The following is a 15254-nucleotide window of genomic DNA, read 5'->3' as shown; positions in this document are numbered from 1 at the left end:
GGGGCTTTAAAATCGTCTTTTCAAAGGGTATTGGCATTCTGCTTTCAGAGTTCAGGCGCCGCCTGCCGGTTCGAATTGCCGCGCGGTGGTGGAGAGCCCTGACAGGAAAATCCTCAAATGACCAGCCCAGCCTATAATTCCGGTAGATCGATCGGCCACAACGCTTCTTAATAGCGGCAAAAAACTGATGTTTGCGCATTACGTCAATCAGGCTATATTACGCCGATCAAATCGTTTGGTTTATTACAAGATTTGCCGTACATTGCAATACCTTCTCCACCTCGGTGGGGCATCTCACCACACCGTCGCCGTCCGTGTACACAGCTCGCCATGCCAACAGGGTAGCAGTGTTAATCATCAAGAAAGTCAGGCGGCTGATAACAACAATGGATTCAATGAGAAACAATATGACGATGGAAGCCCGGGACTTCCTGCAACGCGCCTTTGCGGACGGACACCTGCAACTTGTCACCAGCGGCAAAACCGAAAAAATTCGCTACGTGGCCGTGAATGTCTCCGAAAAATGGAGCGATCCGGAAGAGAAGGTTCGCGCCGGCTATTACGCCGAGCTCATTTTTACCGTTACGGATACCCTCCCGAGTGCATCGGTGTCGAAACCACCGTACCGGACCGCACCCCAACGGATCGCGCGGATCTGGTTATCTTCCGCGACAAGGAGCGCACCAAGCCTTATGGCGTCATCGAGTGCAAGCGCGACGGAGTTTCCGATACCGAATTCAAACAAGCGGTAGAACAAGCTTTTGGAAACGGCCACGCGCACAAATTTCGCGCTGAGTACATCGGCGTTATCGCCGGACAAACCCGCGCTTTTTATGACTGTTCCGATAAGTTTGGCGTGCTGGAGCGCGAAGCGAACATCGTCGCCGATCTGCCGGTTCAATACGGCAAGCCGGAAGAGTTCAAATACTACAAAAACGCTTTTCCCAAGCCGGACATCGGCGCCGTCACTCGCGACGACCTGATCAAGACCATACGCAAATGCCATCAAACCCTATGGGGCGGTGGCCGCTTGTCGCCGCCCATGGCCTTCGGCGAGCTGACCAAGCTGATTTTTCTCAAGACTCGCGATGAAAAAAGTCCGCGCAAAAAGGGCGAACCCTACGAATTTCAGATCAAAACCAACGAAACACCGAAGCGGCTGGCGGCCCGCATCAAGGCGATGTACGCCATCGAGCGCCAGAATGAGCCGGATGTTTTTAACGACGATATCAAGATCGACGACATCACCTTGAAAAACCTGGTGCTACACCTGGAGAGCGTCAACCTCTCCGCCACCGATCTGGACACCAAGGGCGTCGCTTTCGAGCAGTTCATGGACGGCTTTTTCAAGGGCGATTTCGGCCAGTATTTCACGCCGCGCAACATCATCGCTTTCGCCATCCAGATGCTGGATATCAAGGCCGACGACACGGTGATGGACCCCGCTTGCGGCTCCGGCGGTTTCCTGCTGCACGCGCTTGACCATGTGTGCAAGCTGGCGAGCGAATACTATGACGAGGACAGCAAGGAGCATTTCAACTACTGGCACAGTTTCGCCGAAAAACGGCTGTACGGCATCGAGATCAACGAGGAAATTGCCCGCGTCGCCAAGATGAACATGATCGTCCACGATGACGGGCATACCAACATCATCGGCAACGACGCGCTGGAGCCGCTTGCCGCACTCGGCAGGAAAAGCCAGGGCCTGTTTGACATTCTGGGGCTCTACCGGGAAACCGTATTCAATGCCGAAACCGGAAAAAATGAAGAGGTCATCAAACGCGACGAAGCCAAGGGCTTTACCAAGATTCCGACCAATCCGCCTTTCGGCGCGGTCATCAAGGACGAGCTGCACAGCTACCTCTCCGGCTATGATCTCTCCCGCTACCTTGCCAAGAGCGGCGGCAAGGATGAGGACGATGCGGAGGACACCAGCGCCGACCCCACGGCGGGAAAAAAGGCCATCAAGCAGCGCGCCAGCGTTAAAACCGAAGTCATATACTGTGAGCGGGTTTGGCAACTGCTAAGACCGGGTGGAAAGGCCGGTGTCGTGTTGCCCGACGGTTTGCTCACCAACGCCAGCCTGCAAGGGGTGCGCGACTGGCTGCTGGGGCGTTTCAAGGTGCTGGCCGTGGTATCGCTGCCGCAATTCGCTTTTGCCCATTTCGGCGCGGGGGTGAAATCCAGCGTGGTGTTCCTGGAGAAGCGCAAGCCCAATGTGCCCGCCTCGGACGACGAGGCCATTTTCATGGCGATGGCCGAAAACATCGGCTATGACGCTACCGGCCGCCCCACCTAACAAAGCTGCCGAAGGTGCTGGAGACAGTGGGCGGCGCTAACGCGCCGAAACTGGCTTATCTGGAACTGCCGGAGGAAAATCTTAGCGATGGCTTTAATTCTTTCAGAATCAAGATTAAGCAATCGAGTAAAACTATTTCGGATTGACGGCAATCACCGCCTGAGCGCTGCCGGTGACGCCAAACCGGGAGAGGCGAATTACAGCCTGCCAACGCCCTTCTGCATCGTGCTGTACGATGATCCGGATCAGGCTGAGCGCTTTGAAAAAGTGCTGTTCCACAACATCGATGCCAAGCAGATTCCGCTAACCTCCGAGGAAAACCTGCGGCTGATTTTAGATGAGGGGGAAGAGTGTCTTTTCGACGATAAAACCCTGCTGGAAAGTCCCAGCTTCGGCCCGGCCTACTATCGAAGGCATGCTGTTTTTCTTGCGAACCGGGCATTTCACGCCGCCCGCCGCTGCTCCGTCAAAACCGGATAAAGGCCTGTTGCTTGCGCATCCAGCACGGTAATCTCTGCCAGATCTCCATCTTCCGCATAGGCAATGTTTACATGCCAATCGCAGGAGACTTCACGCACAATCGGCTTGTGATTGAACTTCAGGTATAAGATATCGTCATCCGGGTGGCAAATGGATTTCATGATTCCTCGCAGATATTTACAAGCGGAACTAAAGCTCGATTACCAGCCGTCCGAAATTCGCCGCCGTAACAACATCTCCGTCTATCGCGCAGGGTTGCCCGTCCGCGTGAGCGATTCTGACCCCCGGATAACGGAAGGTGATTTCATCGGGAGCCGGTCCGCTCAAAGCCAGATCGATGTTTACCTGCTTCGAATCGCGGCTGGCTTTCAGGTTGAGGGTTCCGAATGTCGTGGGCAAATCGCGCAGGGTAATCTCTCCTGTCGCCCACCAGTCATCGGGAACCGCGCGGAACAATTCCAGGGTAGCGCCGTTCTCGCGCACCAGCATGCGCCTCACCGCCGTGGCGAATTCCGCGCCTATCCAGGTATGGGGCATGTCGCCGATATAATCGGCGGCTCGCTTCTCGCCCCATACCACCTCCGCCCAGTGACGCCAGCCCGCCGGCCGCCGCCAGGCAAGGCTGTCCGTCAACAACCGGTAGGCGTCGTCGAAACGTCCGAGCGCGACCAGGGCGTTGAGGTTGCGGATTTCGTAAGGCGTAAAACCGCCGCTGAAGCCGGGCGCGCCTATCGCATCGAGATGCGCGATGTAGACGTCGTAAGTCGCCGTCAGCAGCGCTTGCGGCAGGACATCATCCACCCGGCAAGGCTCGAACGCGACGGAAGTCGAGGTTTGATCGACATCCTCGTGGTCGGCGGATGCCGGAACCAGTCCCCTGCCCAGGAGGTCTGCGGTCAGCCGTATCGAGCGGGCCAGGTTGGCGGCCAACTCCCGGCCCTTGACCTGGGCATGAGCGGCAACAGCCTCGTTGCCTATCTCGGCCGCCAGATATTCGCAGTCGCGCCAGGCGCGCAATGCAAAAAAATCGTCCCAGTAGCTGTAAACCGGTTTGTTGTATCCCTCGTGGCTGATGGAAGGCGCGAGCAGGCCATGGAAACGGCTGTCCGGGCCGTACAGTGCGTCGGTTCGGGCGCAGAGTTCTTCGATGAAGCGAGTTGCGCGCGTCACGGGTTCGAAAATGCGCTTCAGGAATTCGCGATCCCGGCTGAAGCGGTAGACGTCGGCGGCGATGGCGACAAACTGACCCTGCGCGTCGAACTCGATATCGCTGCCGTAACCGCGGTTAACGCTGCCGTCGGGGTTGAGTATCGGCGGCACCAGGCCGTTTTCGTAGATGCGTTCCGCATACCAGACTACGTAGGCTTTGGCCTCGTCGATCAATCCGGCGTAAAGCAATGCAAGCGCCTGTGACGAACCGTCGCGTATCCAGATGCGGTCGTAATTGCGTGGGCCGGGCTTGAACGCGGATGCGGTGGCGTTGACCAGGATCAAACCGGTTTGCGCTTCCAGGGTGTCGGAGATTTCCAGGTTGCCGAGCATGATTTTACGCGCGCCGATCTTGTCGCGCCAGAAGCGCACGGCGCGCTGATGGATATCGGTAAACAGCTCGTCCGCCGAGGGCGTTATTCCGTCGCGTAGCGGGAGCGCGGCTACGAAAGCGATGCTGTCTCCCGGTTCGAGCGAGAACTCGAACTCGCAGGCGGCGCTCAACAATCCGGAACCGGATTGCAGTGTGCGGACCGTTTGCTGCGCGCCGTCGGCGATCGGTTTGACGACGTCGTCATCGTCGAACTCAACGATAGTCACGGCGTCGGGTACGCTCGAAAACGCGGCGTAAGGCCGGTCATTGACTTCGAGCCATCTGTCGTCGACGGCAATGGCGTTGATGACGGCATGGCCGCCTTTTTGCCAATAGGGGTTGATTTGAACGGGACGCACGGCAAGAACCAGCGCGCCGATCCGGCGCCGCCCGGAGCGGTTGGATATCCGGTATTCCACCATTGCCTGACCGCCCTCCGCCAGCGCGGTAACCCCGATTTCAATGCCTTGTGCAGACCAGGCGACGCTGGGTATCGGCAGCGCGCCTTCGGCCAGCGACTGGTTAAGCGTAGGCGAGCCCGGCGCGCCGTGCAAGCTTCCCTCTATCCTCAGCAGCGGGGTCAATTGACCGAACCCGATCCGGGGTTCAATGTTGCCGTATTCGTCGAACAGGGCTTCATTCGAGTGACCGACCTCGCCCAGCGCCGTCCAATAGACTTGCCTGTTCAATAGCGCCTGCGGGTACAGTTCGCCGCGTCCGGCCTGAGCGGCGCGCTCCAGGCGTCCGATCGGCATGCGGTCTTTATTGAGGATGCGGACCTTGAGTTCGTTGACGACCGCCCCCTCCGGCGCGCTCGATTCGTGCAGGGTAAAACGGAGATAGCGGCTGGTGGTGGTTCGCCAATAAAAGTCGTCGTAACCGCCGTTGCTGGTCAGAATACGGCCGACTTCGCGAAACTGCTCGCCGTCGTCGGACAGATGCACGGAAAAAACGGTGCCGTGGGTTTCCCCCCATTGGATCTTTACCCCCAGCGGAGAGCGCTGATAGCCGAAATCGACGGTGATGCTTTCGCCGCATGGGAGTTTGACCGGCGCATGGCCGAGCGCCGCAATCCGTCCTTCCTCCAGCACCGACAGGGCTTCGGCAGGACTGTACACGTTGATTTCGACGATCTCCAGCCGCCGCTCCGACTCCGGGTCTTCGCAACTCCAGCGCAGAAATCGCGCTTCGGACGGAGGGAAGGCGAAGACATTTTGCCCGCCTTCGCCATGTCCGGTGCGGCAGATAGGCGTCCAGACATTGCCGTCGAGCGATATGACGAAGCGATAAACGTTGGCCGCCTGCCTGCCCCAGTACACTTCGATCCCGCCCAGCGTCGTTATTTCTCCGAGGTCGATTTGCAGCCAGATTTTTTTGAGCGGATCCGATATCCATGTCGTCGCGTAAATATCGTCGATTGCAAAGCTGGGGTCGCCGCTGCTTGCGGTTACGGTCCAAAGGCGTTTGGCGGGGATGGTCATTGAATGCTCCTTGATCGAATAGGGAGGCGCAATATGGGAATATAGTATCAGGATTGTCCGGTCTTATACGCAGGATATGGCCGCCAGCGCCTGTTCTACCTCGGCAAACAGCGGACGCGCGCCGGGGCTTTCGTCCGCGCAGCGGGCCTGTAAACCGCCAAGCGTCTTAAGCTCGCCGCGAGCGTCAGTCGACGCGTTGCAGCGTTCCAGTAATTCCTCCAGTAGACAGGCAAATGCGCGCACTTCGATGCGTTGCAGCGCATGAGCGTGTTGCCGGTCCTCCGGCTCGAAGAACGATGCCGCGCCAAAGTCGCCCAGCAGTGCGCGGCCTTTTCCGCAGTGCAAAATATTGTGCGCGTACAAATCGCCATGCATGATGCCTTGTGCGTGAAGATGGCTCGCAGCGGAAGCGATGCCGTGGGCGATGCCGATTGCTGTAGTCAGGGTAAAACCCGTTTCATCCGGATAGATATCGCGCGTGCAGGAATCGAGGCTGGGCGGACCGGCCAGGTTGCTGAAATCCGTGTCGATCAGCGGCATCACCAATCCGTTTGCGCCGGCGGGGTGGTCTTCCAGCCTGCCCAGCACCGGGATCAGGTTCGGATGAGCGCCGGCGCTGAGACTAGCGGTCATTTCGCTGAGCGGCAAGCCGTCGCTGGTCACAGCGCCCTTAAATAGTTTCACCGCTACGTCCTGCCGGGTTGCTTCATCCCGCCACTCGGCTTGATGAATCACGCCGGAAGCGCCTTCCCCCAATTGCTGCTGCAGCTGGAGCCGTTTCCAGGCGATGCGGGAAACAGCAGCATCGGCCAGCTTCGCGGCTTCGGCGTCCGCGCAAAACGGATTGCCCGCATAGGCCAGCCAGGAAAGCCGCGGCAGGGAAAACAGCCATGCGGGGAGTCCGGTCAAACGGTTCGCGGCGATGCGCAGCAACTCCAGCCGGGTGCAGGCGGCTATTTCTTCAGGCAGCGTCTGTAGAAAATTACCCGCCAGCATCAGTTTTTGCATTCTGGTGCACAACCCGATTTCCGCAGGAAGCTCTGCGATCCGGTTGTCGGTGAGTATCAGCCAGCGCAGCGTAGCCGGTAGCGCCGCAGCCGGGACGGTTTCTATCCGGTTGGTTTTAAAGCCGATCATGTCGAGCCGGAGACACCGGCCCAGCACGTCGGGCAGCCGGGTAAAGCGGTTGCCGGAACAAAACAGTATCCTCATCTGGTGCAGCCGGGGCAGATCGTCCGGCAATGACGACAGCGCGTTTCCCGACAGGTCGAGAATTTCCAGCGTATCCGCCAGATCGAAAATCTCGCGCGGGAATTGCTGCAAGCCGCAAGATAAAGCAAGCCGTCTGCTTCCGGCCAGCTTCCCGGCGCGTAGTTGTTCGAGTACCTTCATTTATGCCGTTTCTCCATGGTAAACGCAAAGTTTCTGTGACAGCCGGATAAAGCAATGCGGAAGCCAAACTTTGCCAGTGTAACTTCCGTAGGGTGCGCATTATGCCCGAATGTCGCAAACAACACTTTGTTTGTTTCGTTTATCGTTTTGGTCGAAATGCGTTAATGTTATCCATATGATTTGTATGGTATAAATTAAAAATCTAAACTGGAGTGAAATTTGCTTGCTGTTGATTAAAGCGGCATCTACCCTTATCGAACGCAGGTAACTCATGAGCAAAATCGGAATTTTTTTCGGAACGGATACCGGCAGCACCCGGTTGGTAGCTAAAAGAATTTACAGCCGGCTCGGCGAATCGCTTGCCGACAAGCCCAAAAATATCAACCGCACCCGCCCCGATGAATTGTTGCAATACGAAGCGTTGATCCTGGGTACGCCCAGTTACGGCCTGGGCGAACTGCCCGGTTTGTCGACCGGCTGCCAGGAAAGCAACTGGCAGGAGTTTGCGCCCTACCTGGATGGCGCCGATTTATCCGGCAAACGCGTTGCGCTGTTCGGGCTGGGACATCAGGAGCGGTACGCCGACCGTTTCGCCAGTTCCCTGATCCATCTTTACCGGCTGTTTTACGGCCAGGGCGCCGATATTGTCGGCAGTTGGAGCACCGACGGCTATCAGTTCCAGCACTCGCATGCGATCATCGACAACCGCTTTGTCGGGCTGGTGCTTGATCAGCGCGGTCAACCGGGCTTGACGGATAGCCGGGTAGACCTATGGTTGACTCAAGTGATGCCGTTATTGCTGCCGTCGGTGGGTGCGGGCTGGCGTCCCTCATAAACGAGATGAGTGGAACATGAGTTTGATGGCATCAGCGGAAACAATTGCCTGGTTACAGGACTACCGATTTCAGCCGGAGCAGCCTTTGCTCGCCAATAGCGAAGGCGGGCAGCCGCTGATCATGGCGGCTCAGCAAGCCCGCGGCGATGTACTGGCATATCTACTGCAGCAGCAGGACGTTAATTTGGGCCTGCTGGACGCTTATGGAAATAATGCCTTGTGGGCCGCGTGCTTTGCCAATGCGCCTGTTTGCATCGCGTTGCTGCTGGAAGCGGGAATCGATATCGATTATCAAAATCCCAGCGGCGCGACCGCGTTGATTTATTCGTCTTCCAGCGGTAGAGACGCAGTGGTCGAGCAATTGCTGCAAGCGGGCGCAAACCCGTTGCTGACGACGCAGGACGATTTCAGCGCGCTGGATCTGGCCGCTAATCGCCGGTGTTTGCAACTGCTGCGCAACGCGGTAAAAGCTTTGCAATAAAAGCGGTCGAAACCAGGTCCGCCTTCTTTTTCTTGCGTGTCGCGTCAGCCTGCGCCATTATTGACAGCATCAGGAAAGGAACGGTCATGTTATCGCATCATCGGCGCAAGTGTCTGACGCTCAATGAAAAGGCCGAAATAATCCGTAGTGGCGGCGTAAAGGCTTCCAACTCCCGGTCAGCCGGGCAGCAGTCCCGCATTGCGCAAGCCGGCAAAATTTTGTTTGCGCTGTATCTTGCCCCCGCTGTCTATCTGTTATGGGGCGCGCTTACCAACTCGTTGGGCGTTAATCCGGCTGAAACGCTGATTAATGATTCGGGCCTCTGGTCTTTGCGGTTGCTATGGTTGACGCTCGGAATTACCCCGTTGCGGAAAATCACCGGGTGGCATTGGTTGATCCGATTGCGCCGCGTCCCGGCGCTGTTCTGTTTTTTCTACGGCTGCCTGCATTTTCTTTTTTACCTGGTTTTCGAACAGGCGTTCGATTTCGCGGGGGTCATTGCCGATATAAGCCAAAAACCCTATATTACCGTAGGTCTTGCAGCGTTCCTGATACTGACGCCTTTGGCCGTCACCTCAACCGATGCGATGAAGCGCCGCCTCGGCGGCAGGAACTGGCGAAATCTGCATCGCTTGACCTATGTCGCCGCAATCGCCTCCGCATTTCATTACCTGCTGCTGGTCAAGCGCGATATAGGTCCGCCGGCAATCTATATCGTGTTGCTGGCTTTGTTATTTCTGCTGCGGCTGGTTAAACTGCCGGTCAGGCCGCCAAGCAAGGAGCTTATATGATCAAACGCAACAACGCTGCCATACAGGCATCGGAAATCACGCCGCGCGAATTGTTTTATGGGCGGAGGCGGTTCATGCAGATGGCCGCCGGAGCCGGTGCGGCAGCCATGCTGTCCGGAGCGGCATCGGCGGGGGACAAACTGGCAGGCGCAAAATCGACCGCTTATATGCTGCCGGACAAGCCGACTCCGCTGGAAGACGTAACGCGCTACAACAATTTTTACGAATTCGGCGTCGACAAGGAATCTCCTGCGAAATCGGCTGGCAGCCTGAAGACGCGCCCCTGGCGCGTAGCCGTCGAGGGCGAGGTGCAAAAGCCCGGCGTGTTCGATATTGACGCCATGCTGCGCTGGGCTCCGATGGAAGAGCGCGTCTACCGGCTGCGTTGCGTCGAAGGGTGGTCGATGGTCGTTCCCTGGCTCGGCTTCCCGCTGGCGGAATTGATCAAGCGGGTGGAACCGACCGGCAACGCCAAGTTCGTCGAGTTCGTCACGCTCCACGATGCGGAACAAATGCCCGGACAGCGCAGCGGCGTGCTGGAATGGCCTTACCGGGAAGGATTGCGCATCGACGAAGCGATGCACCCGCTGACCCTGCTGACTTTCGGGCTTTACGGCGAGGTGTTGCCGAATCAGAACGGCGCGCCGGTGCGTGTGATCGTACCGTGGAAATACGGTTTCAAGAGCGTCAAGTCCATCGTAAAAATCCGTCTTCTCGAACAACAGCCGGTCACCAGCTGGATGCAGGCCGGGCCGAGGGAATACGGCTTTTACGCCAACGTCAATCCCGCAGTAGACCACCCGCGCTGGAGCCAGGCCAGGGAACGCCGCATCGGCGAGTTTTTGAAGCGACCCACGTTGCCGTTCAACGGTTATGCGGATCAGGTGGCGGGGCTTTATGCCGGGATGGATCTGGCTCGGTATTTTTAATTAAATAAGGGTGTCATATTGGATAGAATGCAATTGTTTTTGTTGACTACTCAGCTTTCATGCCGCCATCCCGTCATGGATTGCCGGTATCCGGTCGACAGGGATGTTGCTCAAGGCATCCATGGAATCCGGGACTCTCCAATCTTAACGTGGCTCTTTTTCAACGTCTCGCTCGGTGGTGCGGAAGAGTGTATTAATTGGCAGCGCTGGATGACAAAGCGGACATACGGCTCGCACCATAGAGCCAGCAATGCTTCATCGAAACCGTCGCGCATAATCCCTCCGCATTTTGGCGGGGTGGATTAACGTATTTCTGAACGAAATGCGTCGCTTTATTGCCCCCGCTTGGCCGCCTCATAAACCGGCATCAGCTGCTGCGCGCGAACCTGCATGGCCTGAATACGGTCTTCGGTGGCGGGGTGGGTACTGAGCCAGCCGGGGCCGCTTTTTCCGCCGCTGGCGGCAAGCATTTTCTTCCATAGCGTCACCGCCGCATTGGGGTTGTAACCGGCCCTGGCGGCGAGTTCGATGCCGACGCTGTCGGCTTCGTTTTCCGCTTCGCGGCTGTTGGGCAGTTGCAGGCCTACGGTTGCGGCGCTGTTGGCCAGGCCGGCAACGCCGCTCAGATTGTAGCCGGCAATCGCGCCGGCGATGACTCCGAGGGTGATTCCCGCTTGCTGCATTTTCGCGCGAGAAAGTTTTTCCGCCTGATGCGACAGCATGGCGTGTGAAATTTCATGCCCCATGACTTCGGCGAGTTCGTCGTCGGTTGGCTGTATTTTCTGCAGCAGGCCGGTATAAACGGCGATCTTGCCGCCGGCCATGCACCAGGCGTTAACCTCGTCGCTTTTCAGTACATGGATATCCCACTGCCAGTTGCGTGTTTCCGGGCGCATGATGCTCGCTTGTGTAATCAGCGGCGTAGCAATGGCGCGTACCCGTTGCAGCGCCGCCGGATCGTTATCCAGTATCTGTTTTTGCGACGCGCCGGCGATTAATTGGCTGTATGCCTGCGCCGATTGTTGCGCCGCTTCGCTGTCGCTGACCAGCATGGCCTGACTGCGTCCGGTAATGGGGTTGGTGGCGCAGCCGCCGAGCGCGAGCAGTGCGATAAGAATAGCTGTAGATAAGTGTCGTTCCATGCAATAAACCTCGTAGTGCGTACCGAATGGCAATAAGTGGACTTTGAGAGCGAGTGTGCTATCCAGACTCCGGTTTGCGTAATTATTCAGACCATTTGTCAGTAGTTCCAATGATCTTCGGTTAATCCGTTCGTGGAGAGTTTGTCCGGAGTGAAGCCGTAAAAAACCAACGGAAAATCGGATGGCTGAATAAGTACCGTTTTTTATATTATCAGAACCAGTGCGCCGAGAAATAAGCCCAGAGCGGCGATATGCGCCACTTTTTGCTGCCAGTTGAGCGTGGGCCACCAGACCTTGATGGCCAGTTTGCGCATTGCCCAGCGTTTGGCGAGAAAAGCTTTGGCATACCGGAAGATAACCGGCAGCTTGTACAGCAGCAAGCCCGTCAGTCCGATGGAAATCAGCAGTCCGGTCCAGGCTGTTGCCTTTTGAGTGGCTTCCTCATCCAGCCCCAGGCCTTTTTCGTACAGTACATCCAGTATCATTTCCAGCGTTTCGAGCGAGTAGAAAACCGCTTCATCGGCTATGGGAATCCATAGTTCCACGCTTAGAGCGAGTACGATAAAAAGCGAAATTCCCCAATAGTCTTTTCTGCTGATAACACACCTCCCGCTTGCGGCATATTGTGAGCGGTACACATTGATCCGGGCGGCTTTCGCGTCGCCTCTGGAATGTTGTAGCCCGCATGGAGCATGCGTATGCGGGATGTGCACAACTCCCCGTCATCCGGAATTTGCTGAAGCTTCGTCCGGGCTACGTTGGTTAATCAATAAATTACGCAACTACTCAGATGCCGTTGCATATCACTGCAGGAGCGGGCTGTAGCCCGCGAAAGAGACTGATCGCGGGCTAAAGCCCGCTCCCACAAGAGATAGTTTCATTTCAGCCACTTCTGTGGAGAGGAAGCGGGTTGAGCCAGACGAACCTCCACTGCCTGTCCTGTCCGGAGAATGACCGAAGGGGTGGATTCACGGTGTGTCCCGGCTGGTTTACTCCGCTTCCGGCTACTCCGGTCGTGAACTTTCAACTAGCCTCAGAATTGCTGCCTGTTTTCTAAATAAAACTGATTCCCTTTCTACCCGCGATACGCATGCGCAACGCATTGAGCTTGATGAAGCCCTCCGCGTCGCGCTGATCGTAAGCGCCCTGATCGTCTTCGAAAGTGGCGATGGTGGCGTCGAACAGGCTGTTGCGTTCCGATTTGCGTCCGACCACGCTGACGCCGCCCTTGTAGAGTTTCAAGCGAACTTCGCCGTTTACCGTGGCTTGCGAAGCGTCGATCATCTGCTGCAACAGTTTTCTTTCCGGGCTCCACCAGTAGCCGTTATAGATCAGGCTGGCATAGCGCGGCATCAGTTCGTCCTTCAAGTGCGCGACTTCGCGGTCGAGGGTGATGGACTCGATGGCGCGGTGCGCTTTCAGCATCAGCGTGCCGCCGGGCGTTTCGTAGCAGCCGCGCGACTTCATGCCGACATAACGGTTTTCGACGATATCGAGCCGGCCGATGCCGTTGCTGCCGCCGAGCTGGTTCAAACGCCTGAGTACTTGCGCCGGAGACAGGCGTTCGCCGTCCAGCGCAACGATATCGCCGTTTTCGTAGCTTAATTCGATGTAAAGCGGTTTGTCCGGGGCATTTTCCGGGGAAACCGACCAGCGCCACATGTCCTCCTCCGGCTCCCACCACGGATTTTCAAGCCCGCCGCCTTCGTAGGAAATGTGCAGCAAATTGGCGTCCATGGAGTAGGGCGACGCCTTGCCGCGTTTCATTTCGATAGGAATACCGTGCTTTTCGGCATAGGCCAGCAGGGTTTCGCGCGAGGTCAGATCCCACTCTCTCCAGGGCGCAATGACCCGGATGTCGGGTCGCAGCGCATAGGCGCCCAGTTCGAAGCGCACCTGATCGTTGCCCTTGCCGGTGGCGCCGTGCGATATCGCGTCGGCGCCGGTTTCGTTGGCGATTTCGATCAGGCGCTTGGCGATCAGCGGACGCGCGATCGAAGTGCCCAGCAGGTATTCGCCTTCGTAGATGGCATTGGCGCGAAACATCGGAAATACGAAATCGCGCGCGAATTCTTCGGTCAGGTCGTCGATGTAAATTTCGCGGATGCCCATCGCCTGCGCCTTGGCGCGCGCGGGCTCGACTTCTTCGCCTTGACCGATGTCGGCGGTAAAGGTGACAACCTCGCATTGGTAGATTTCTTCCAGCCATTTGAGGATAACCGATGTATCAAGACCGCCTGAATAGGCGAGGGCCACTTTTTTGATGGATTGCTTCGACATGGGTGCAGGTGTTTATGATTGGAAAATGGGGATATTATAACGGGATTCGGTCACGCGGTTTGAGGGTTTATCTATTTGACGCCTGGTTTTATGATAATGTTTTCTTTTAACACCTAAACTTCATGCGAACAATACCGATAATGGACCGAAAAGCCAGCATAGAACGCAACACCCTGGAAACGCAGATTTGCGTCAGTTTGAACCTGGACGGCAGCGGTCTGTCCAATTTGGATACCGGCGTAGGATTTCTGGATCACATGCTCGACCAGATTGCGCGGCACGGTTTGATCGATCTGGATATCCGGGCCAGCGGCGATTTGCACATAGATGCCCATCATACCGTCGAAGATGTCGGCATCGCGTTCGGGCAGGCTGTTGCCGCCGCCGCAGGCAGTCTGAAGGGTATCCAGCGTTACGGTTCCGCTTACGTTCCGTTGGACGAAGCGTTGTCGCGTGTCGTGGTGGACTTTTCAGGCCGCCCCGGACTGGAATACGGCGTGATTTTTCCGCGCTCGCTGATCGGCAGTTTCGACGTGGATTTGCTGAACGAGTTTTTCAGGGGGTTTGTCAATCACGCCCGCGTTACCCTGCATATCGATAATCTTAAGGGTGTAAACGCGCATCATATCGCCGAAACGGTGTTCAAGGCCTTCGGTCGCGCGTTGCGCGCAGCGCTTGAATTCGATCCGCGCCGGCTCGATACGCTTCCTTCGACCAAGGGCGTGCTTTAGTGGCAGGGGGTGCGGAGTTTTGCTTGCGCGCATGTACTGATACGGCTTTTTTGTATTTGTAATGAGTTTGTTTTGAATTAATCAGCGCTTCCTTATAAAATGGACAATCCTGATCCCATCGCCAACGCCTTCCTATTCTAAATCGGTCTTTCTATGTCCTCGGTCGCCATTATCGATTACGGAATGGGTAATCTGCACTCCATCGCCAAGGCTGTTCAATGCGCGGACTCCGCGACCCATGTGCAAGTCAGTTCCGATCCTTCCGTAATTCTCGCCGCGGATCGCGTGGTGTTTCCCGGCGTCGGCGCGATGCGCGATTGTATGGCCGCGGTACGCGAACGAGCGCTTGACGGCGTTATTGCCGAAGCCGCGAAAAATAAACCGCTGCTGGGGATCTGTCTCGGCATGCAGGCCTTGCTGGATGAAAGCGAGGAAAACGGCGGTACGCGCGGCCTTGGATTGATATCAGGCAAGGTGGCGCGGTTTCCCGAAGGATTGCAGGATCATTCCGGCAACAAGCTGAAAATTCCGCACATGGGCTGGAACCGCCTGCATCAGTCGTTCGCGCATCCGTTGTGGAACGGCATTGCCCAGGAAACCTGGTTTTATTTTGTGCACAGTTATTATGTTCAACCTGCGCAGGCGTCCGTACAGGCGGCAAGCAGCGATTATCCGGAGCCGTTTACGGCGGCGGTTTTATCCGGGAATATGTTTGCGGTTCAGTTTCACCCGGAAAAAAGCCAGGCGGCAGGTTTGAGGTTATTGTCCAATTTTCTTACATGGGCGCCCTGACGCGACGCAGGGTACAGGCATAGACAATTAATAGACTTA

General features: G+C 56.9%; 14 protein-coding genes. 8 read left to right on the top strand and 6 right to left on the bottom strand.

Features of this window, described 5'->3' with window-relative positions:
• The first annotated feature begins 523 nt into the window (after positions 1-523).
• Together F6R98_RS18865 and F6R98_RS18860 are read left to right on the top strand one after the other, a co-directional pair.
• A complete protein-coding gene (locus F6R98_RS18865; protein WP_194270016.1) occupies positions 524-2299 on the top strand; it encodes a restriction endonuclease subunit M in 1776 nt (591 codons plus the stop codon).
• A gap of 87 nt (positions 2300-2386) precedes the next feature.
• Positions 2387-2779 (top strand): hypothetical protein, encoded by a 393-nt coding sequence (locus F6R98_RS18860; RefSeq protein ID WP_153250392.1) that lies wholly within the window; start codon positions 2387-2389, stop codon positions 2777-2779.
• On the opposite strand, the gene F6R98_RS18855 is transcribed toward F6R98_RS18860, so the two are convergent.
• The 3 genes from F6R98_RS18855 to F6R98_RS18845 form a co-directional block, all read right to left on the bottom strand.
• Positions 2743-2940, bottom strand: a complete 198-nt coding sequence (locus F6R98_RS18855) for a DUF2283 domain-containing protein (RefSeq protein ID WP_153250391.1) — start codon at positions 2938-2940, stop codon at positions 2743-2745. The genes F6R98_RS18860 and F6R98_RS18855 overlap by 37 nt on opposite strands.
• A gap of 28 nt (positions 2941-2968) precedes the next feature.
• Positions 2969-5842 (bottom strand): discoidin domain-containing protein, encoded by a 2874-nt coding sequence (locus F6R98_RS18850; RefSeq protein ID WP_153250390.1) that lies wholly within the window; start codon positions 5840-5842, stop codon positions 2969-2971.
• 63 nt (positions 5843-5905) lie between these two features.
• Positions 5906-7234, bottom strand: a complete 1329-nt coding sequence (locus tag F6R98_RS18845) for a leucine-rich repeat-containing protein kinase family protein (protein WP_153250389.1) — start codon at positions 7232-7234, stop codon at positions 5906-5908.
• 271 nt (positions 7235-7505) lie between these two features.
• On the opposite strand from F6R98_RS18845, the gene F6R98_RS18840 reads away from it, so the two are divergent.
• From F6R98_RS18840 to msrP, 4 genes are all read left to right on the top strand, one after another.
• Positions 7506-8069: a flavodoxin gene (locus F6R98_RS18840; RefSeq protein WP_153250388.1), complete on the top strand. Its 564-nt coding sequence runs from the start codon at positions 7506-7508 to the stop codon at positions 8067-8069.
• Between the two features lie 16 nt (positions 8070-8085).
• Positions 8086-8550 carry an ankyrin repeat domain-containing protein gene (locus tag F6R98_RS18835; protein ID WP_228124966.1) on the top strand — a complete coding sequence of 155 codons (465 nt, stop codon included), beginning with the start codon at positions 8086-8088 and terminating at the stop codon, positions 8548-8550.
• A gap of 86 nt (positions 8551-8636) precedes the next feature.
• On the top strand, positions 8637-9341 hold the full coding sequence (locus F6R98_RS18830; RefSeq protein ID WP_153250387.1) for a protein-methionine-sulfoxide reductase heme-binding subunit MsrQ: 705 nt from the start codon (positions 8637-8639) through the stop codon (positions 9339-9341).
• Positions 9338-10270, top strand: a complete 933-nt coding sequence (gene msrP / locus F6R98_RS18825; RefSeq protein ID WP_153250386.1) for a protein-methionine-sulfoxide reductase catalytic subunit MsrP — start codon at positions 9338-9340, stop codon at positions 10268-10270. The genes F6R98_RS18830 and msrP overlap by 4 nt, the downstream gene beginning before the upstream one ends.
• A gap of 332 nt (positions 10271-10602) precedes the next feature.
• Here the strand turns inward: msrP and F6R98_RS18820 are convergent, their stop codons facing one another.
• The 3 genes from F6R98_RS18820 to F6R98_RS18810 form a co-directional block, all read right to left on the bottom strand.
• Positions 10603-11412: a M48 family metallopeptidase gene (locus F6R98_RS18820; RefSeq protein ID WP_153250385.1), complete on the bottom strand. Its 810-nt coding sequence runs from the start codon at positions 11410-11412 to the stop codon at positions 10603-10605.
• 203 nt (positions 11413-11615) lie between these two features.
• The gene (locus F6R98_RS18815) at positions 11616-11957 is read right to left on the bottom strand and encodes a hypothetical protein (protein ID WP_153250384.1); all 342 of its coding nucleotides are present in this window, start codon (positions 11955-11957) and stop codon (positions 11616-11618) included.
• Positions 11958-12465: 508 nt separating this feature from the next.
• Positions 12466-13692, bottom strand: coding sequence for an argininosuccinate synthase (locus F6R98_RS18810; RefSeq protein ID WP_153250383.1), 1227 nt, complete (start codon positions 13690-13692; stop codon positions 12466-12468).
• 140 nt (positions 13693-13832) lie between these two features.
• Between F6R98_RS18810 and hisB the strand changes: the two genes are divergently transcribed.
• Together hisB and hisH are read left to right on the top strand one after the other, a co-directional pair.
• A complete protein-coding gene (hisB, locus tag F6R98_RS18805; protein ID WP_153250382.1) occupies positions 13833-14423 on the top strand; it encodes an imidazoleglycerol-phosphate dehydratase HisB in 591 nt (196 codons plus the stop codon).
• A 153-nt stretch (positions 14424-14576) separates the two neighbouring features.
• On the top strand, positions 14577-15215 hold the full coding sequence (hisH, locus tag F6R98_RS18800) for an imidazole glycerol phosphate synthase subunit HisH (protein ID WP_153250381.1): 639 nt from the start codon (positions 14577-14579) through the stop codon (positions 15213-15215).
• Positions 15216-15254: the final 39 nt, after the last annotated feature.

Origin of the sequence: Candidatus Methylospira mobilis (assembly GCF_009498235.1) — a bacterium.
Lineage (GTDB): Bacteria > Pseudomonadota > Gammaproteobacteria > Methylococcales > Methylococcaceae > Methylospira > Methylospira mobilis.
This window is presented reverse-complemented; position numbering and strand designations above follow the sequence as displayed.